At 48.6% G+C, this 20,206-nt stretch carries 17 protein-coding genes and 1 riboswitch; of the genes, 7 read left to right on the top strand and 10 right to left on the bottom strand.

Going from position 1 to position 20,206, the window contains the following annotated elements:
• Positions 1-172 precede the first annotated feature (172 nt).
• The 4 genes from P404_RS17445 to P404_RS0107875 all read right to left on the bottom strand — a co-directional run bounded on the left by P404_RS17445 (position 173) and on the right by P404_RS0107875 (position 3,034).
• Positions 173-679 (bottom strand): class I SAM-dependent methyltransferase, encoded by a 507-nt coding sequence (locus tag P404_RS17445; protein WP_051590473.1) that lies wholly within the window; start codon positions 677-679, stop codon positions 173-175.
• Between the two features lie 476 nt (positions 680-1,155).
• Positions 1,156-1,941: a hypothetical protein gene (locus P404_RS0107885; protein ID WP_026830483.1), complete on the bottom strand. Its 786-nt coding sequence runs from the start codon at positions 1,939-1,941 to the stop codon at positions 1,156-1,158.
• A 202-nt stretch (positions 1,942-2,143) separates the two neighbouring features.
• The gene (locus tag P404_RS0107880; RefSeq protein ID WP_014971721.1) at positions 2,144-2,386 is read right to left on the bottom strand and encodes a hypothetical protein; all 243 of its coding nucleotides are present in this window, start codon (positions 2,384-2,386) and stop codon (positions 2,144-2,146) included.
• Positions 2,387-2,401: 15 nt separating this feature from the next.
• Complete coding sequence (locus P404_RS0107875) at positions 2,402-3,034, bottom strand: HNH endonuclease family protein (RefSeq protein ID WP_014971720.1); 633 nt, start codon at positions 3,032-3,034, stop codon at positions 2,402-2,404.
• A 342-nt stretch (positions 3,035-3,376) separates the two neighbouring features.
• Here P404_RS0107875 and P404_RS0107870 point away from each other — a divergent pair, with 342 nt between their 5' ends.
• The 3 genes from P404_RS0107870 to P404_RS0107860 all read left to right on the top strand — a co-directional run bounded on the left by P404_RS0107870 (position 3,377) and on the right by P404_RS0107860 (position 8,718).
• Positions 3,377-4,573 carry a DUF4317 domain-containing protein gene (locus P404_RS0107870; RefSeq protein WP_026830482.1) on the top strand — a complete coding sequence of 399 codons (1,197 nt, stop codon included), beginning with the start codon at positions 3,377-3,379 and terminating at the stop codon, positions 4,571-4,573.
• Positions 4,574-4,829: 256 nt separating this feature from the next.
• Positions 4,830-5,939 (top strand): alpha/beta hydrolase, encoded by a 1,110-nt coding sequence (locus tag P404_RS0107865; protein WP_026830481.1) that lies wholly within the window; start codon positions 4,830-4,832, stop codon positions 5,937-5,939.
• 4 nt (positions 5,940-5,943) lie between these two features.
• A complete protein-coding gene (locus tag P404_RS0107860) occupies positions 5,944-8,718 on the top strand; it encodes a glycoside hydrolase family 3 protein (RefSeq protein WP_026830480.1) in 2,775 nt (924 codons plus the stop codon).
• 89 nt (positions 8,719-8,807) lie between these two features.
• Here the strand turns inward: P404_RS0107860 and P404_RS0107855 are convergent, their stop codons facing one another.
• The 3 genes from P404_RS0107855 to tnpB all read right to left on the bottom strand — a co-directional run bounded on the left by P404_RS0107855 (position 8,808) and on the right by tnpB (position 12,831).
• The gene (locus P404_RS0107855) at positions 8,808-9,803 is read right to left on the bottom strand and encodes a tRNA dihydrouridine synthase (protein ID WP_026830479.1); all 996 of its coding nucleotides are present in this window, start codon (positions 9,801-9,803) and stop codon (positions 8,808-8,810) included.
• Between the two features lie 101 nt (positions 9,804-9,904).
• A complete protein-coding gene (locus P404_RS17440) occupies positions 9,905-11,500 on the bottom strand; it encodes an FMN-binding glutamate synthase family protein (protein WP_051590472.1) in 1,596 nt (531 codons plus the stop codon).
• 158 nt (positions 11,501-11,658) lie between these two features.
• Positions 11,659-12,831 (bottom strand): IS200/IS605 family element RNA-guided endonuclease TnpB, encoded by a 1,173-nt coding sequence (gene tnpB / locus P404_RS0107845; protein ID WP_026830478.1) that lies wholly within the window; start codon positions 12,829-12,831, stop codon positions 11,659-11,661.
• A 217-nt stretch (positions 12,832-13,048) separates the two neighbouring features.
• On the opposite strand from tnpB, the gene P404_RS0107840 reads away from it, so the two are divergent.
• Genes P404_RS0107840 through P404_RS0107830 form a run of 3 tightly spaced genes read left to right on the top strand, consistent with a single transcriptional unit; the run spans position 13,049 to position 14,580 of the window.
• Positions 13,049-13,534, top strand: coding sequence for an LURP-one-related/scramblase family protein (locus tag P404_RS0107840; protein WP_026830477.1), 486 nt, complete (start codon positions 13,049-13,051; stop codon positions 13,532-13,534).
• A gap of 17 nt (positions 13,535-13,551) precedes the next feature.
• The gene (locus P404_RS0107835; protein WP_026830476.1) at positions 13,552-14,061 is read left to right on the top strand and encodes an LURP-one-related/scramblase family protein; all 510 of its coding nucleotides are present in this window, start codon (positions 13,552-13,554) and stop codon (positions 14,059-14,061) included.
• The gene (locus P404_RS0107830) at positions 14,062-14,580 is read left to right on the top strand and encodes an NUDIX hydrolase (RefSeq protein WP_014971712.1); all 519 of its coding nucleotides are present in this window, start codon (positions 14,062-14,064) and stop codon (positions 14,578-14,580) included.
• Between the two features lie 41 nt (positions 14,581-14,621).
• Here the strand turns inward: P404_RS0107830 and P404_RS0107825 are convergent, their stop codons facing one another.
• Both P404_RS0107825 and P404_RS0107820 read right to left on the bottom strand, forming a co-directional pair.
• Positions 14,622-15,866 (bottom strand): MFS transporter, encoded by a 1,245-nt coding sequence (locus tag P404_RS0107825; RefSeq protein WP_026830475.1) that lies wholly within the window; start codon positions 15,864-15,866, stop codon positions 14,622-14,624.
• 213 nt (positions 15,867-16,079) lie between these two features.
• Complete coding sequence (locus P404_RS0107820; RefSeq protein WP_026830474.1) at positions 16,080-16,622, bottom strand: histidine phosphatase family protein; 543 nt, start codon at positions 16,620-16,622, stop codon at positions 16,080-16,082.
• Between the two features lie 217 nt (positions 16,623-16,839).
• A riboswitch (glycine riboswitch) is annotated at positions 16,840-16,915 on the top strand.
• A gap of 162 nt (positions 16,916-17,077) precedes the next feature.
• On the opposite strand from P404_RS0107820, the gene P404_RS0107810 reads away from it, so the two are divergent.
• Positions 17,078-18,445: an amino acid permease gene (locus P404_RS0107810; RefSeq protein WP_014971709.1), complete on the top strand. Its 1,368-nt coding sequence runs from the start codon at positions 17,078-17,080 to the stop codon at positions 18,443-18,445.
• Positions 18,446-18,590: 145 nt separating this feature from the next.
• Here P404_RS0107810 and P404_RS0107805 read toward each other — a convergent pair whose 3' ends face one another.
• Complete coding sequence (locus tag P404_RS0107805) at positions 18,591-20,117, bottom strand: cryptochrome/photolyase family protein (RefSeq protein WP_026830473.1); 1,527 nt, start codon at positions 20,115-20,117, stop codon at positions 18,591-18,593.
• Positions 20,118-20,206: the final 89 nt, after the last annotated feature.

The following is a 20,206-nucleotide window of genomic DNA, read 5'->3' as shown; positions in this document are numbered from 1 at the left end:
CAGCTGCCCAGCCGCCAATTTGGTATGCAGAGTAGAATTTGACAATGCTCTGGAACCCCGCCTCATCCAGTAATTCTAATATCCTTTCTTCTGGAATGAGGGGCATTTTAAGAATTCTTTGTACGTCCTCACTCTTCTCGGGGTCCACCCCGTTACTTCGAAAACGCTCTTTTCAGGCAGCAAAATTTTTGTGGAATTCAGCAGATTCTTTATCTCCAAATATACTCACAAGAATAAAGGGAGCCCCATGTTCCAGCCGTTCAGCCACGCTCTTTAACAAGTTGAGTTTAGCATTATCATCCGGCAGGAATTGGAGAACTAGGATGCAGGTAGCCATATCAAATTTACTATCAGTTGGCAATTCATGAACAAACCCTTGATGCAGTTTGACACGGTTCTCTGTACCTACCTGCCGTATTTTATGCGAAGCAATCTTCATCATTTGGTCGGAAGGGTCCACTCCTGTAAGAAACCAGCTAGGGTGGGTTTGACTAAAGTAAAGTAACTCAGCTCCTCCTCCGGCTCCAACAACCAGGAGATTTGGAGACGTTTTTTTCGGTTGATAAAAAAAAGAATCAGACATCGAAAATAATTGATCATAGGCAGGAACTGCTAAACGAATAAATGAATCATATTGTAAAGCAAAATCAGAGTTAAAATCGGGCTGGCCATTATTCATGATTAACCTCCTAAGATTTCAGATGTTGTTCATGATACCAAGGAAACTTTATCCACCCCCTTTAGAAAGAATCAAATCATTCTCTTGTTCAGCACACGTTGCAATAAATCCACTGATTGCGATAGAGTCAGATGCTCGAATCAATTCATGGATCATGGCGTTGCCTCCTTATAGATAACGGTCAATCTACCTTCTTCTTTTTCGTTAACATTGCTAGGGCTACACCAAAAGTGACCGTAACCAAACCGATAAAACCCTGTGGGATATGTCCATACAACAACATGAAAATACCGGCACTACTCAGCGCTACACCTGATCCAATCAAAATTTCTCTCATACAGAACTCCCTTAAATAAATTATTTGATAAATAATTCTCATCATGAATCAAATGTATTCGATAAATAGGAGCAACATCAATCGACGTATTTTTAATCTTTAGTAACGAGTAAGTGAAAAATGTATAACGACCTGTAGATTATTTAGGATAGCGTATGTATTTTCGCTGCCCTTCAATTATTGGTTTATTTTCTTCTATCATTTTATTGTAATTCAAGGTTATCATGGTTTCAAAATCGTCATCTATGATAAGGTTCAGATTGTCCATGCTCTTACGCATTTTCCCAGGATTACCACTAATTCCTTGAACGAACTTTTTAGATTGTCGATCAAGTTTCCTCCATTGTTTCGTTGTCTTTAAAAAAGAAGAGAAAGCATGTATTTCATCATTGTTATCAAGTAAAATTTTTAAATTTAAGTATTGATAAAGTGTCAATAAATTTGCTGCTTCCTGTGTTTTAATAATGTCTTTCATAAAGATTTCCCGACGTATTAATATATCGCTCTCATAATATTGCTTATATTCAGTTACTAACGAAAATATTTTTTGCTGATTTTTCCAAAGCTCTGAAAATGCTTCTTTTCCAGTCAATACAGACAAATTAGCGTCATCAACAGGTATACTGAGCGGTTGTGTAAAATAGTTTGAATTAATTTTTAAAAAAACTGTTCCGATATCAAATATATTATTATTTAAGTCGGCAAAAATCGCCAAGTGTCTTTGAGCCTCTAATGCCTCGTCTAGCTTTTCATCACCGATGGTCAAATATGCTGTTGCCACAGGAGCATTATTCTTAGTAAATCCAGCCATATAATAAGGTGTTCCATTTACCATCCAATACACCGGATTGACAAACCCTTCCTCTGTCCATTTCTTATACTTTTTTACTTTTTTCATGAGCAGTCGAGTAACTGAATCATCCATTTCTATATCGCCTCCTTTAAACATTATTACCAAATAATAGCACTATCTAAACTATGGGTATGTAAATTCCGTGTTTAAGAAATGAGATAGCATTTCTAAAGATGTGTTGTAATGAAAAATCCCTTTATAAAGATAAGCAGATTCATTGAACTGCTTATCTTTATAAGGGAGATATCAAAAGAATTATATTGTTTTATACTTTTTATGTCCGTTCCAGCACCGTCGCGAGCATCCGGTGCACGACTTCGTGGTCGCGGACATCATGCAGCTGATAATCCTTGCCGGGTAATGTGTAAACGTCGGTTGAGCCGACGTAGGAGATGGCGAGTTCGAGTTTGCCATCTTCTTGGCAGGTCGTCCGTAATTCCAGTTCGCCGCTGATGACGCCGACTTCATTCGTCATCACGCCATGCGTGGCGGTGAAAGTAGAGGTTTTCGTTTCCATCGAATCGACTCCTTCTTAGTAAGTACACGTGTTCAGCATCGTTTGCAGTGCTGTTTTTTCAGAGGATTGGAGACTTAAGCCCCAACGGCTTTTCGTGTTGATCCACATCTTCGAGTACGCACAGCTTGCGCCGGCACGGGTTGGTTTCCATGTTGACGGATCCTGGTCACCTTTTGAACGGTTCGAACTTGCGGAGACTGCAATCAATTGCGGACCGTTGAGGTCGTTTGCGAACGCCTGACGTGTCGTTGTCGTCCAACTGCTTGCACCTGACCGCCATGCTTCCGCGAGCGGCACGACATGATCGATGTCGAGATCGGACGGATTCGTGAATGTCAGTCCATCATAATAACTGTACCATGAGCCGGACGTGACCGGACAGTTGCCGACATAAGAATCCGCATCACGTTTCAAGACGACTTGTCGGGTATCACAGCCGCTTCCTTGGCTGCTCCAATGCGGGAAGAGATCACGGGAGTAACCGATCATCGTGCTTTCGGTCTTGACTGTCAACGCGTTGAGCTCGGATTGCGCCGTCGCTTTTGACGGAATACCGGACGGAAGGGCGGAAACGGGTGAGAGGTCGAACTGAAATGCAGTGAGGAACAAAACAAACGATACGGCGAGTAACTTGAGTTTCTGGAACATGAACTGCCTCCTCTTATGTATGGTCGTGAAAGAAATCTCTCACATCTCCCAGTATCCCATTGAACATTTTGGATAGGGTTAAAATAATGTAAATATTATAAAAGTTGAATACTTTTTATTAAAAATATTTTTTTGGAATTAGGTCCAAAGTAATAGAGAAAGGAATTACTTAAAAAAATAAAATCAATATTAGACAAAAAACAAAGTGAATGATTTAAAATTGCTGGGACTTTCAACATAAAAAAATTCAACTCTTGTATAGTAAAGGGGTACCTCTGTTCGATTCGGACATGAGTTGAGAAGTTATCAGGAATTCAAACGCCAAGGAGCTGAGACCGTACCATGAACAAACAAGACATCAGTGATATCCGTCGCCATTTTAAGGTCGACTCGGAACTACTTAAAATCAACGAAATTTATAACGTATATATCCGCAAGGAAACGAGTGAAATATTCTACGAAGAAAGCCGACCGTTCGCTTTTCTCGAACTCGAGCAACAGGAGCTGTTCCTCGCGAACTTCAAGAAAGTCCTGACCGGGAAACTCGACATCAAGCTGTTTGAGGTCAAGTTCCAGCAACCGGAAGAAGGGGCGACCGGACATACGCAGCAACTGCTGTATGAAGGATTGTACACGGAAGAGACGGAAGACTGGACGGAACAGATGCAACAGATTGCATTGAAGATGGTCCAGGACGTCCAGTACGACAACGATATTGTTGTCACCTTCATCCGCGGACAGTATTACAAGACAACGAAACGGCAGGCGGACGAGACGGAAGTCGATAAGAACGATGAAGTCTATACGACACCGTTCATTCTCAGCAGTCTCAATCAGACGGAACTGCCGAAACAGTCGCTTGTCTTTGACTATGTCGATCTCGAGTTCAAGTCGAACCTGCTGATCAATCCGGTCATCAAACTGGCTTCACCAATCGGCGGCTTTTTATTCCCGTGTTTTACGGACAACGCGGCGGACGTCAACCGTGTCCTCTATACGGCAAGCAAACCAAACAAACCGGACCTTCTGTTTATCGAAAACGTCTTGAACGGTGACCAGATCGTGACGGCGGAAGAAGACAAAGCCGTGTTTGAAGAGATCGTCAAACTCGTCATCGGCGAATCAGTTGATTCGAAAACACTGGCGGGTGTCTACGAGGAAGTGAATCATCTGCTCGTCGTAGAAGACGAGAAGGAAGATGAGGCGGAAGACATTCCGATGCTTAACGTCAAAGAAGTGGAACGGGTCTTAAAAGCAAGCGGCATCGAAGACATCAGCACGGAACAGGTCGAACAGGCCTTCAAGACGGTCATCGATGATACGGCATATGAGATGAAGGCGAGTAACATCGTCCCGAACTACGAAGCAAAATCGATCAAAATCAATACAAAAGTCGCGAACATCTCCGTCAGTCCACAAGACTTGAAGTACATCAAACAAGTCAATTACAACGGGAAACAGTGTCTCTTGATCGAAGTTGAGGAAGACACGATCATCGACGGTTTCAAGCTTGTCTCGGAAGAAAATATTTTAAGTTAATTAAAAAAGGCACTCGTTTCGCGTCATTCCGACAAGGAAAGTACACGAAAGACGGGTGCCTTTTTTTGAATCATCCAGAATGATTGATTAATCGGATGAAGATGCGTATGATTGATTTTGTAAGCGGTATCTTTTTGAGAAAAAAAGATATCGAACATTTTTTTTAATTATTTACGAAAGCGGTTTCGATACTTATTTTGACAAATGAGATATCTCTGATAAGCAGGAATATGATTCGGTTGAAGGAGGAAGATTCATGGCGCAGGACTACAATAAACTGGTTGATCTTTTAGCGACGGACATGACGAGTGAGCTGCAAGACGGTGTTCAAGTCGTCATCAAACCGGTGCCCGACCGAAAAGAACGTGGGGTACTTGATCCGCGTGTCTTAGCAGTCACGCTCAAGCAGCAACAAGAGCACCTAGCTGAATCTGTCCCGTTTTCACTGGAAGCAGCGCGGGCCGGGATGGGCTGGGTCAATACAGATTTAACGACGACGGTGATCACGACAGAAGAAGTGTTGATTCCAAGCGTCGCGCAACCGATTCTGGCGCGGGTCTATCGTCCCCAGTCGACGGAACTGCTACCGGCGGTTGTCTATTTTCACGGCGGCGGCTTTTTTGGTGGAACGCTTGAACCGGTCGAACATCCGTGTCGGCTTTTAGCGGAGCGGGCGAACGTCGTCGTCATTTCCGTCGATTATCGCTTAGCACCGGAACACCCATTTCCAGCCGGTCTGAACGATTGTTTCACTGCCGTCACATGGGTTTACGAACAGGCGGAAGAGCTCGGAATCAACCGCACACAACTGGCTGTCGCCGGGGACAGTGCCGGTGGAAACTTAGCGACCGTCTGTGCCCTGCTTGACCGCGAACAGCAGACACGGATGATCCAGTATCAAGTCCTGCTCTACCCGGTCGTCAATCTCGCCGCTTTGCCGACAGATGATTTCGAGTGGCGTCTTGATGACTATGAAATGAACGAGAATCGGGAACTCCTCGAAGGCATCGTCACAGCTCTTGCAGACACGGATGGCTTGTTGAACCGCCTATACCTGCAAGGGACGACGGACGTCCAGGATCCGCATGTGTCCCCGCTCTTCAGCGACAAGCTGGCAGGACTACCGGAAGCATTGATCATCACGGCGGAATATGATTATCTCCGTCTCGAAGGCGAAGCGTATGGACGGAAACTCGCACGTGCCGGCGTTAAAACAAAACGGATTCAATATAACGGCATGGATCATGCTTTTATCGAAAAACTCGGACAGTATCCGCAAGCGGAAGACTGCATCACGGAAATCGCGAACGGTCTGAAAGGCCGGTTTGCTGTAATGAAATCTGATACAAAAACCATAGGGAGATGAGCAGATGACGACATATACATTAGATTGGAACGCTTATACGGCACTGGCCCGGCAGACGGTCGCAGAAGGTGCGGTCCTTCTGAAAAATGACAAACAGACGTTGCCGCTCTTAGCGGGGACGACGATTTCGGTCTTCGGACGCAATCAGTTTAATTATTATAAAAGCGGAACGGGATCGGGTGGGATGGTCAACGTGTCGCACGTGACAAGTCCGCTGGAAGCCCTGCAGCAACACCCGGACCTGACGGTGAACCAATCATTGCTCGACGTCTACGAGGCATGGCTCAAGGACCATCCGTTTGATAAAGGCGAAGGCTGGGCGGCGGAACCATGGTCGCAGGAAGAAATGTCCGTCACGGATGAAGTCGTCACTCAGGCAGCGGGGCAGTCGGATGTCGCCATCGTCATGATCGGTCGGACGGCGGGTGAAGACCGTGACAATACGGCAGACCCGGGCAGTTACCTGCTGACGGACGTCGAATTGACATTGATCGAAAAAGTCTCGCAGACGTTCCCGAAGACGGTTGTCTTGTTAAACGTCGGCAATGTCATCGACATGCAGTGGGCACTTGATTTTAACCCGAGTGCGATTTTGTATGGATGGCAAGGCGGAATGGAAGGCGGCAATGCACTAGTCGATCTCTTGACAGGTGCGGTCACACCATCCGGGAAACTGCCGGATACGATTGTCCGTTCCCTCGACGCGTACCCGTCAACACCGTATTTCGGCCATGAGGACCGGGCGATTTACAAGGAAGACATCTATGTCGGATACCGTTACTTCGAGACGTTTGCGAAGGACGACGTCCTCTATCCGTTCGGATTTGGCTTATCTTATACGACGTTTGATGTCGTAACAAATACGGTCGATATGACGGAGCAACAGGTGACGTTAACGGTTGCCGTCACGAATACAGGGACGCGCAGCGGGAAAGAAGTCGTGCAGGTGTACCTTGAGAAACCACAGGGACAACTCGGCAATCCGGTCCGCGGACTCGTGACCTTTGCGAAAACGCAGCAGCTCGAACCGGGTCAACAGGAGACCTTGACGTTGACCGTTCCACTGACGGAATATGCAAGTTACGATGATGCTGGTGTGACCGGCCATAAATCATCTTACGTCATCGAAGCAGGGGCCTATCACCTGTACGTCGGCACGGACGTCCGGACAGCGGCGCACGTGGCGACGCAAACGATCGATACGTTACGTGTCACCGAGACGTTAAGCGAGAACATGTCACCGGTCACGGCATTCGACCGGTTAAAGCCGCAACAGACAGAGACCGGGTATGACGTCACGTACGAAGCAACACCGCTACGGAAGATGGATCCGGAAGCCCGTCGCTTAGCCGAGCGACCTGCTGATCGAACGTACTCGGACGATCAAGGACTGACACTGAAAGATGTCTACGAAGGCAACACATCACTCGACGTTTTCCTCGATCAGTTAACGGATGAGGATCTCGCGGCGATCGTCCGCGGTGAGGGGATGAACTCACCGCGTGTCACTCCGGGCACGGCGGCTGCTTTTGGCGGTGTCACCGATCGGTTGACGGCCTTCGGTATTCCGGCAGCCTGCTGTGCCGACGGCCCGTCCGGCATCCGGATGGATATCGGAACAAAAGCCTTTTCGTTACCGAACGGGACGCTTGTCGCCTCGACGTTCAACGTGGATCTCGTAGCGGACCTGTTTGAAATGACAGGACTCGAGCTCCGGAAAAACGGCATTGATACATTGCTTGGACCAGGGATGAACATTCACCGTCATCCGCTCAACGGCCGGAACTTCGAATACTTCTCGGAAGATCCGCACCTGACAGGAATGATGGCCGTCGCCCAGCTCGACGGCATGCACCGGGTCGGTGTGACCGGAACGCTTAAACACTTAAGTGCCAACAATCAGGAATTCCATCGCCATGATCTCGATTCGATTGTCTCGGAACGGGCTTTGCGTGAGATTTATCTCAAAGGATTTGAGCATGCCGTCAAACGGGGACAGGCCTATGCCATCATGACGACATACGGTGCCGTCAACGGACTGTGGACCGCTGGATTGTATGATCAGAACACGCGGATTCTCCGTGATGAGTGGGGCTTTGACGGTGTCGTCATGACCGACTGGTGGGCGAAGATTAATACGGAAGAAACGGAAGCCAATCGTCAACAGACGGCGACGATGGTCCGTTCGCAAAACGATCTCTACATGGTCGTCGGGGAACCGGGTGCGAATCCGTTTGAGGATGATACGTTGTCGTCGCTTGCAGACGGTACGTTGACACGGGCGGAATTGTTACGGAGTGCGGCGAACATTTGTCAGTTCATCTTGCGGTCACCGGTCATGGAACGGACGCTCGGTCAAGAATCGACAGTCGACGTCACCGGATTACCGGAAGAAACAGATGAGCTCAACGAACAGGCGGTGACGCATCAGCAACTTCAGAGCGGCGTCCCGATCGTATTTGATGAACTCGATACGTCGACTGGAAGCAGTCATGTCTTTGCCGTCACGGCAGAAGAAACGGGAATGTATCACGTCACGTTCGAGGCCCGGTCATATGCCGGTGAACTGGCGCAGATGCCGGTGACGTTGTTTGCGAACAATATGCCAGTCGCAACGTTTACATTCAACGGGACAAACGGCGAATGGGTGACGCAGACGAAAGACGTCTTCGTCTTTAATCCGCACAACTACTTCAAGCTGTACTTTGCACTTGGCGGGCTTGAGCTCAAAAACATTACGTTCACGTTAACAGAGTCATTCCATATGAAAAACGGGTAAGTGTGTCACAATATCTAAAAAACAGGGACGACAAAAAGAGAGAAGCGATGCCTAAGCTGCTTCTCTCTTTTTGTGCTTCTATTTTTTTCTTAAATCGAAAACGAATTAACAGCGTGAATGCCTTCTTGTTCGACGAACTCGTCAAGGAGTGCGCGAACGTCATCCGTTGAATTCGTGTCCATCAAACGGGCACGCAATTCGCTGGCGCCGCGGAAACCACGGACATAAATCTTGAAGAACCGACGCAGCGGCTTGAAGAGACGGGGTTCGAATTCAGATGAATACTGATCGTGTAAGTCGAGTTGCAGACGTAACAGATCAAGTAATTCTTCACTCGAATGGTCTTTCTTTTCGACTTCGAACGCAAACGGATTATGGAAAATCCCGCGTCCGATCATCACACCATCAACACCGTACTGCTCGACGAGTTCAAGACCGTGTTGCCGGTCGTTGATATCTCCGTTGATTGTCAAGAGTGTCTGCGGCGCGATTTCATCCCGGAGTTTCTTGATTTCCGGAATCAGTTCGAAGTGCGCCGGGACGGCACTCATCTCTTTGCGCGTGCGTAAGTGAATCGAAAGGTTGGCGATGTCTTGCTCGAGGATGTGGCGTAACCAGTCGTGCCACTCCTCGACTTTCGAGTAACCGAGACGTGTCTTGACGCTGACCGGCAGACCGCCGGCTTTTGCTGCTTGAATCAGTTCAGCGGCGACATCGGGACGGTTGATCAGCCCCGATCCTTTTCCGTTGACGGCGACGTTCTGAACCGGGCAGCCCATGTTGATGTCGATACCCTTAAAGCCCATTTCCGCCATCCCGATACTCATCTCACGGAAATATTCCGGTTTGTCGCCCCAGATATGGGCGACCATCGGCTGTTCATCTTCCGTGAACTCAAGGCGTCCGCGGACACTCTGTTTGCCTTTCGGGTGACAATAACTTTCGGTGTTCGTGAACTCAGTAAAGAAGACATCCGGTCGTGCCGCTTTCGCGACGACGTGACGGAAGACGACGTCCGTGACATCTTCCATTGGTGCAAGTACAAAAAATGGTCGTGGCAGGTCCTGCCAAAAGTTGTTTTTCATCGTATATAAAACCCTTTCCTTAAGGTAATTCGTTTTGCTCAATTAAAATTTCATCAACTATACACTTTAAGCGTAATAAAGAAAAAGTGCAAGTGGATGGTTTAGGAAAGGGGGGGTGTCGGATAATGAATCAAGGCGGTGGCGGGTGTGACTTGTCCGTTTGATTGTTTATAGATGATATGTGCTGCCGATAACTCGGTCGGAGAGGTTAGTCCGGCAGCGGCGGTCAAGTTATACAAACCTTCCCGCAACGAGATGATGTAGTTCGTCACCCGAAAACTTTTTTCATCGACGATCAACGCTTGCTGGAGTTTCGGATCGGTCGTCGCGACCCCGACCGGACAGTGGTTCGTATGACAGACCTGTGCTTGAATGCAGCCGACGTTAAACATCAATCCGCGGGCGATGTTGACGAAATCAGCGCCGAGCCCTAAGGCGACGGCAATCTTATCGGCACTGATGAGTTTTCCGGAAGCAAACAGTTTGATCCGGTCACGGATGCCGTGAGCGACGAGTAACTGATGCAGGTACGGCAAGGCCGACTTGAGTGGTAAACCGGCTGCATCCGCGAGTTCTTGGAACGACGCCCCCGTCCCGCCTTCGCCCCCATCCACGGTAATGAAATCAGGATGTTTTCCGGACTCCGCCATGTAGGCGACAAGTTCGTGAAGATCATGAAGGTTACCGACGACGAGTTTGATCCCGACTGGTTTGCCGCCTGTTTCGCGCAACAGTTCAACAAAGGCGAGCATCTCTTCTGCTGTCTTGAATTCGTTGAATCGGTTCGGACTATCGATACTGACGCCGACTTTGACGTTCCGGACCGCCGCGATTTCAGCCGACACCTTTTCTCCCTCGAGGTGTCCACCGCGTGTTTTTGCACCTTGGGCGAGTTTCAACTCAAACGCTTTGATTTGTGTCAGCTCACTTTTCTTTTTGAATTCCTCGAGCGAAAAGGTCCCGTCTTCCGTCCGGACACCAAAAAGTCCGGGACCAATCTGGAAGATGATGTCGACGTCCCCTTTTAGATGATAGTCGGATAATCCGCCTTCCCCGGTATTCATCCAGGTCCCACGTGCGCGTCCGAGACCGATTGATAGAGCTGTGATCGCCCGGTCCCCGAGGGCGCCAAAGCTCATCGCGGATTGACCAATCAATCCAAACACTTGAAACGGTTGACGACAGGTATGTTCACCGATAATCGGAGCATCACGTGCCGGGAGTAAAAAAGGAGCGATTTGTTTTTCGACCAGATGTTCTTTTCGTGTCAACAGATTATCTTGATCGAGCTGATACAAATGCGTCGAGACCGTATACTGATTGTCGACCCGCAATTCCTGCCGATTGGTCGGGAAAAGCGCATTTTGGAGATAAAAACCCGCTTGTTCAAAATCCCGTTCGGAACCAAACCCCATCGTCCGCGTATTATATTTACCGGATAATACCGCTGTTTTGTAATCATTCCGGGAAAACGGTTTGTCTTCATTGTTGTTGAGGAACAAATATTGCCGGAGTTCTGGACCAATCTTTTCGAGAATATAACGGATTTTCCCGAGAACCGGGAAGTTCCGTAAGATGGAATGTTCTTGTTGTCTGTGATCGATGTTCCAGAGATACAGACCAAGTGAAAGCGGGACGAAGAGGATGAGCGAAATCAATGTCAGGATGATCGTCAGAATGATTGTATCGGTCGACATAGGAGTGCCTCCTTCAAAGGACAGAGCGGCGGAGTGATGAGGATGGGAAGGGATGGAAGGGCATATCTGTCGGATAGGATACGTTGAACTACCCCCACCTACGCCTTGCTTAGAGGTGGGGGATTCCTGAGTTATTCGACCTGACGGTCGAAACCTGATCAGGCTAGCCCCGTCGTCCCGACGGTTGAAGAAGCCAAGATGCGTTTAGCTTCTCGTTTAAGATTCAGTCCTGCGTTCACATCACGGTCGTGGTGGATCCCGCAATTCGGACATGTCCATTCACGCAAGCCAAGATGTTTCACGTCTTTGTGTTGATGTCCGCAACTGGAGCACAGTTGGCTGGAAGCAAAGGTCTTCCCGACCTTCACGACGTTCTTCCCGCACCAGTCCGCCTTATATTCGAGCATGCGGAAGAACTCCGACCAACTGACCTCGGAGATGGACTTGCTCAACTTGCGGTTCTTCTGCATGTTCTTCACCTGCAAGGTCTCGATTCCGATGACGTCGTGGTTTTTGACGATCTCGGTGGATACCTTGTGAAGGAAGTCGGTTCGCTTGTTGTCAATCTTTTCGTGGATGCGGGCGACCTTTCGCTTCTGCTTCTGGTAGTTCTTCGACTCGGAAAGTTTCACTTTCTTGTCCAAGGCCATGCGCTGACGACGAGAGAGCTTGCGTTGCTCGCGCGCCAGCTTTTTCTCGAGCGAACGGAAGTAGCGGTCGTTCTTGTATACCGTACCGTCCGACAGGATGGCAAAGTTCTTCAACCCGACGTCTACGCCGACGGATGAACCGGTCTTCGGCAGTTCGTGGATTTCCTGCTCGACGAGCAGGGAGACGAAGTATTTTCCTGAAGCGTTACGCCGGATGGTCGCGTTCAAGATGCGTCCTGCGACCTGCCTCGAGTTGGCGAAACGCACCCACTTCAGCTTAGGAAGTTTGAGCTTGCTGCCGACGATTGAGACCTCGGGAAGCTGGTTCTTCTTCTCGATATTTGTCTTGTATGATTGGACGGGATTGCGCTTCGATTTGAATCGAGGCCGTTCGTTCTGCTTCTTGAAGAAGCGGTCATACGCATCGGTCAGGTGTTTGACACTCGATTGAAGCGAATGGCTATCGACTTCTTTCAGCCAGTCGAACTCTTGCTTCAGCATCGTGATTTCTTTCGAACAAGAACCGTAAGACAGTCCTTTGCCTGTCGCTTTATACGTCTCATCCCACTTCGCTAAAAAGTGGTTGAAGACGAAGCGCGAACAACCAATGGTCTTCGCGATCAGGATTTCCTGCTCTTTTGTCGGGTAGATTCTGAATTTGTAGGCCTTATGCTTCAACATGATTTTCACCTCCTTGAAAGGTATTATACCCGAAAGGGAGGGGGGCGATTCACCTCCCACTTTCACTTCGTTTAGAAGTGGGAGTACTCTCGCCTAATTTTGATAGAGAGGACTGTTGTATCTCGATACCACTTGTATATGGAATGCAAACCTAACTACCGGGGGTGCCGGAAGAGAATCGGGCAGGCTGATTGGACAGACGAAAGGATGAAGTCGGATGCATACACTGTACATGAAACAGAAAGCACTGAGTTTACGAGGCCGTTTTTCGATTAAGGATGAACAAGAACAGGATCAGTATCTCGTCGAAGGCAGCTTCATGAAAATTCCGAAGTCGTTTTCGATTACGACGACGGATGGGGAAGAAGTGGCGACGATCACGAAAAAGACGTTCAGCCTCCGACCGAAGTTTTTTGTTGAGGTCGATGGACAAACGATGACGATCGAAAAGGAATTTTCGTTGTTCAAAGCCCGTTATACGATTGACGCAGCTGGAATCGAGATTGACGGAAACTGGTGGGACATGGATTTCCAGGTCAAGCGGCAAGGGGAAGTCGTCGGACAGGTTGAGAAAAAGTGGTTGTCGTTTGGCGACAGCTACGAAATTCAGGTGATTGATGCCGCGATGGAGACGATTCTGATTGCGCTCGTCGTTGCGATTGATTGTGTGAAGGCAGACGATGCGGCAAACGCGTCGTCTTAACAGAATAGGAGAGACGGATGAAGCAACTTTTGATGAAACAGACGTTTGAGTTAAACAGGAGATTCACGATTCAAGATGAAGCCGGACAGATTACGTATGAAGTGACGGGACAAGTATTTCAAATGCAGAAAAACTGGCAACTCCTTCATAAAAAAACAAAGGTCGGTCGTGTAACGAAACAAACATTCAGTATGTTGCCGCATGTCCTCGTGGAAGTCGACGGACGTGTCATCGCGACGATCCAAAAAACAGGTGCTTTTATCTTTTCAGATTACCGGATTGACAGCCGTGAACTAAAAATCGACATCAATTGGTCGACGATGGCATTTAGCGTCATGTACCAGGGAAACAAAATCGGGCAAGGCAAAAGACGGTGGGTCCGCTTCGGAAAACAGTACGAACTGACGGTATTCGATGACGCAGCAGAAGTACTGTTTTTAAGTGTCGTGCTCGGACTGGACCGGGCGAAAGCGGATAAGACGGTCTCCACGCTCTTTTCTGACAATTGGACAGGGAGGAAGAAGTGAATGGAGCAATGGGATATCTATACAGCCGACCGTCAAAAGACCGGACGGACATGGCCGCGTGGGAAAGAGTTGCAGGACGGGGACTACCATCTCGTCGTTCATGTCTGTCTCTTCAACCAACAGGGACAGATGTTGATTCAACAACGCCAACCGTTTAAGTCAGGCTGGCCGAATATGTGGGACCTTAGCGTCGGTGGCAGTGCGACGACGGGAGATACGAGTCAAACGGCAGCAGAGCGTGAATTGTTTGAGGAACTGGGACTATCCCTGTCATTCGCAGGACGGCGTCCGCATATGACGATTCCGTTTGAAGTGGGGTTTGACGACTATTACTTAATCGAAACGGACGTTGATCTGACGACACTGACGTTGCAGGAAGAAGAAGTCCAAGCCGTCAAGTGGGCGACGGAAGACGAGATCATTGCCGGCATCAAGGAAGGTACGTTCATTTCATACCATGAACCGTTGATCCGGTTACTGTTCATCTTACGGCATCAATACGGTGCCCATCGAAAATAAACAATCCCCAGGTCGCGAACGACTCTGGGGATTGTTGCGAATCAGGCTGTTTTTTTCGAAGCCGGAACCGCCTGTTTTGGTTTGGTTTCCGGTAAGAAGACACTGAAGAGCAGATACGTCGAACAGCAAAGGAAAAAGACGACCATCGAAGCCGTGTATCCCATTTGTCCGAGCGTATAACTCCAAAGAATCGTAAAAAGTGTCTGCGTCGCATAGGCAATCGCCCAGAACAGACCGAATAAGACGGTGATTTTTTGCGGTGTCATGCCCTTCATCTCGTGGGCCAGATTCATGAAAATCGGATACTGGATGTACATCGCAAACCCGGAAACGAAGGCAAAGACATACGAAACGAGTGGCGAAATGTTGCCGAACGCGACCGTAACGATGAAACTGCCGATCATCACGAATCCGCTGATCAGAAGAATCGGTTTTCGCGGTGTACCACGGCTTCCGATTTTCAGACCGACAAACGTCCCGATGATGCCGGCACCGGAGACGAGCAGATTGACGAGTGATCCGTTTAACTCCGTATACGTATCAAACACCGGTTTGAGTCCGACGAGCGACAGGATATAGAGCGTTAAGAAACCACCAAACGCTAGAGCATACTTCCAGAGGAACCGATCTTTGATCGCATCCCCGTAGCCGTAGGCCGTGACGACTTCGTTTTGATCACTTGCCGTGTTCAAATCAAATTCTTCACTGAAGATCAACCAGGCAAGGAACAGGACGGCTGTCAAAGCAGCAAAAATCGTCAACGTCAGTTGCCAGTTGTTCGTGAACTGTGTCGCAAAAAACGTAAACAGTAACGAAACGACGAACGCTCCGACATTATAGGAGACGGTATTCAGCGCATTGATCCGCAGTTTTTCCGTCGGATCACTGATGTAGCGGGTGACGACCGGATTCATGTAGACGATGACCATCGAACCACCAAGGCCCATGACCATCCGTGCTGCTGTGTAGGCCCAGTAGTTCGGCAGATAGATGGCAACGATCGACATCATCAAGAACAACAAGGCGAGCATCGGTGCTTTTTTCGGTCCAAGCTTCATCAGGATGAGTGCTGCTAAGATATTCGCAAAAACGCGTGCTGTCGTGATTGAATAGTTGACGAGTTGTGAGATCAATGGATCGACGGTCCGGTCTCCGAAGAAATGAGCCGTAATCTGTGGTGTTAATGAGGATCCAGCGACCCAGTTCATGGCGAACGTCGCATACGCGAACCAGAGAACGGCCATCATCAAGTAACCTTTACGTGCATGATTGGATTGTGTAGACATAAGATACCCCTTCTTTTCCTAAGCCGAATCTCCGCGTACACGGGGATTCGAATTACTTCATCTTGTTATCAATTCGTTAAATGTAGCGGAGTTCGAAGGGGAAGTAAAATAGATAATTCTTATGTTTTCCATAAGTTAAAAGAATAGGTTAAAAGTATTCGTATGCGTTTGTCGAATACATGAAAAATACCTTTCACCTTTTTACTGTTCTGTTCAGCCGAAGTTCAACCGTTCGTAAATCAGAGTCTCAGACGTCTGGACGAGACGATACACTTCGGGATTGCGTAGCCGATTCCAGTCCTCGTAACTAAAGGTCGAATCGATTGATTTCAATAATAAGGCCATCGCATTTCCGTGCGTGACAAGTACAGTATGACGGGCGGGATAGAGCAACGCTTCTTCGAGTACAGACGACATTCGTTCCATCGTCTCACGACTTGATTCACCACCGGGAAACCGGAGATCTAGGTCGACGAATGTTTGCTGTAAGGCAGTGCGCCAATCGCTTAAAGGCGAGATGCTGAGAATCCGTTCTTGAAGCTGATCCTCGATTTCAACCGGACAATCATGAAGAGTGGCGAGAGGTAAAATCGTTTCCCGTGCCCGGCGAAACGGACTGGATACAATCCGGTCGACCGGGATGGTCTTGAAAAAGTCGGCGAGTGCGTCTGCCTGGTTTTGACCTTGTTTCGTCAAAGGAGCATCGGGAGCTTGCCCGGTTGCTTCACAATGGCGGACGATATAGTATGTTTTCACGATCAGTTCCTCCTCCTGCTGTAGTCTTGTAGGAGACTTCTGGAAATGGAAGGGAAAGTCCTGTTTCACGTTATGAAAGAAGAAATGAAAGAATTACATAAAACGGTTGACAAACGATCACAAGATTACTAGTATTAGAAACAATTCAGGTGATTATGTCACCTCAGCAACCGAATAAAAAAAGAAAGCTATGATTGTCATGGGTCACACTATGGCAGGAGCAGCTTCTGGAGAGACCGTGTATACGGCGCCGAAGGGTTCACAATCTCAGGCAAAAGGACAGAAGAGTACTGAATTTTGGTTTTTTGTATTGGCATCGCTGATACGGAAAATGATTATTTGCTATTCTGATGATTTTTTTGAGATTGGACACCCGTCCAGTCTCTTTTTTTGTTGGACTGACAGAACAGTCTGACCGAGGGAAACAGAGAGATCATCAAAGGAGGAGTTTTGGTTTGGAACAGCAAGGATTAAAACGGGATTTATCGAATCGTCATGTCCAATTGATTGCGATTGGTGGAACGATCGGAACAGGGTTGTTTTTAGGATCGGGGAAAGCGATTCAACTGGCCGGTCCGTCGATTGTATTTGCCTACCTGCTTGTCGGGATTGCGATTTTCTTCGTCATGCGGGCACTGGGCGAATTGTTATTGTCAAAAGCCGGTTATCAGTCACTGACGGATATCGCGGAAGATTATCTCGGTCCGCGGGCCGCGTTCGTGACCGGCTGGACATATTGGTTCTGTTGGATCATGACGGCGATGGCAGATGTCATCGCGGTCGGTGTCTACGTGAAATATTGGTTTGATATCCCGCAGTGGATTCCGGCCGTCATCGCCTTGTTGATTTTACTCGGTTTTAACCTTTTGACGGTCAAACTGTTCGGGGAACTCGAGTTTTGGTTCGCGTTGATCAAGGTCATCACGATTTTAGCCTTGATCGGCGTCGGGATCGTCTTGCTCGTGATTGGCTTTAACACCGACGCCGGACCGGTCACGGTCAAGAATCTGTGGCAGCACGGCGGGATGTTCCCGAACGGCATCACCGGGTTCCTGTTATCGTTCCAGATGGTCGTCTTCGCTTATGTCGGAGTCGAGCTCGTTGGTGTCTCGGCAGCAGAAACGGCCGATCCGAAAAAGAATATTCCATCAGCCATCAATAAAATTCCGTTACGGATTCTATTTTTCTACGTCGGTGCCTTGCTCATTCTCTTGATGATCAACCCGTGGACAGGACTGAACGCAACGGAAAGTCCGTTCGTCAAGACGTTTAGTCTGATCGGGATTCCGCTTGCTGCCGGAATCATCAACTTCGTTGTCCTGACGTCGGCCGCTTCCGCTTGTAACAGCGGAATGTTCTCAACGAGCCGAATTTTGTATAATCTCGGGAATCAAAAGCAAGCACCCAAATCTTTTTCGAAGCTGAATAAAAACCACGTGCCGGCAAATGCCTTGTTCATCTCGACATTGGTCGTCTCGGGTGGTGCGTTATTAAGTAAATTAATTCCAGGACAAGCGTTCAGCATCGTCACGACGATCAGTGCGATCTGTTTCATCTGGGTCTGGGGTGTCATTCTCGTCTGTCACTTGAAATACAAGAAGACACAGCCGGAACTGCATGCGGCGTCGACATTCAAAGCACCGTGGACACCATTCGTCAACTACCTCGTGCTTGCGCTGTTTACGCTGATTCTAGTCGTCATGCTCGTCGCGGATGAAACACGTCCGGCCTTGCTCCTGACACCGGTCTGGTTCATCGGATTGTTCGTCTTGTACCAGCTGCGGACAAAAAAACATCAAAAAGCAGAACGGCATAGTGCGTGATTGGTGAAGAATACAGAACAGAGTCTGACGAAAAAGAAATCCTTTTTCTTCACTCGCGTTCCTGAGATGAAATACAGAGACCCGATTTCCTGTCGAAGAAGACAGGGAATCGGGTCTTATTTGTCGAGCTGTCTTAGTGACAGACTCAGCGGTGAAATTCTCCGTCCGCCAACTGCTGTTTCAATACGGTCGCTTTTTTACGAATCGCCTGCTGACCCGCTTGATTCCGTTTCGCCCATTGCCGGTACATCATCGTCATCCGTGGGTTGCCGGCAAAACGTTCCTCATGCCGGGCGATGAAGTCCCAGTACAGGGCATTGAACGGACAGGCATTTTCACCGAGTGCATCCTTCTGATTAAAGGGGCAATTCCCGCAGTAGTCACTCATCTTGTGGATGTAGTTTGCCGATGCGATATACGGTTTCGTCGACAGGAGACCACCATCCGCGTGCAACGCCATCCCGAGGACATTCGGGAGAACGACCCAATCGTAGGCATCGATGTACATCTCGTTGAACCAGTCCGCTGTCTGTTGCGGGGAAATCTCAAACAGATTGGCAAAGTTTCCAAGCACCATCAGCCGCTGGATGTGATGGTTGTGCGCATTTTCGATGACGGGACGTAACGACTCTGCGACACACGTCATCGTTGTCTGACCATCCCAGAAGAAATCAGGTAAATCACGGTTATGTTGCAGGACATTGACCTGTTCGTAACCCGGCATCTGACTCAAATAGACGGCCCGCATGTATTCGCGCCAACCGAGAATCTGCCGGATGAATCCTTCGACAGCATTGAGCGGTGCGTCCTGGTCTTCCAGTGCGGCGGCGACAGTTTGAATGACTTCGTCCGGTGACAGCAAGCCGATATTAATCGATGAAGAGAGCAGGGAGTGCGATAACGTATCCTCTCCCGTCAGCATGGCATCCTGATAGGTCCCGAACGTCGCAAGCCGTTCGTCGATGAAACGGGCGAGCGCCCGCTGTGCCTCTGCTCGCGTGACCGGCCAATGAAACGCATCGAGCTGACCCGGATGGTCGGCAAACGACGTCTCGACTTTTTGGATGACGTCACGCGTGATCTGATCCGGGCGGAACCGGATCGGTGCTTTAAAATCAACGCCGTCCTTCGCCGGTTTTCGGTTATCGGCGTCAAACGACCACTTTCCGCCGAGCGGTTTGTTTCCGTTCATCAACAGTCGGCGGTCCTTTCGAAGCTGCCGGTAAAAGCGGTCCATCTTCCACGGTTGATCTCCGAGCATCGACACCGCTTCGTCTTGCGTCAATAAAAAGAGCGGAACATCGGAACAGACATCGACGGTGATCGTTTTCGGGAGAGTATCCTGAAATTTTTGCATGACACGGCGCATCGGTTCTTCTGTGATGGCTGTATACAGGAGATGCGTCGGTTGGTACGTCTTCTGGTGCTGCTTCCACGCATCGTCAAACGAGTCTGCTTCCCGGTAATCGACCGTGAATCCTTTGTCCCGAAGTTCTTCTGCGAAATGACGCATCGCTGAAAAAATCAGTACGAGTTTTTGTTTATGATACGCTTTCCAGGTGGAGCGCGACGTCGCCTCCACCATCAGGATAATATCTTCTTTCGGATCCGCTTCCGTCAGAAGCGGTAAGCTGTGACTGAGTTGATTGCCGAAAATCCAACGCGTTGCCATGCACGTTCCTCCTTTTTCTTCTATATGAGTATATAGCCCGTTTATCCGAAAGTATGTCTTCGGATGTGTCGCCTTATATCAGGAAGTGG

This window comes from Exiguobacterium antarcticum DSM 14480, from assembly GCF_000685865.1.
In the GTDB taxonomy this organism is placed as follows: Bacteria; Bacillota; Bacilli; order Exiguobacteriales; family Exiguobacteriaceae; genus Exiguobacterium_A; species Exiguobacterium_A antarcticum.
This window is presented reverse-complemented; position numbering and strand designations above follow the sequence as displayed.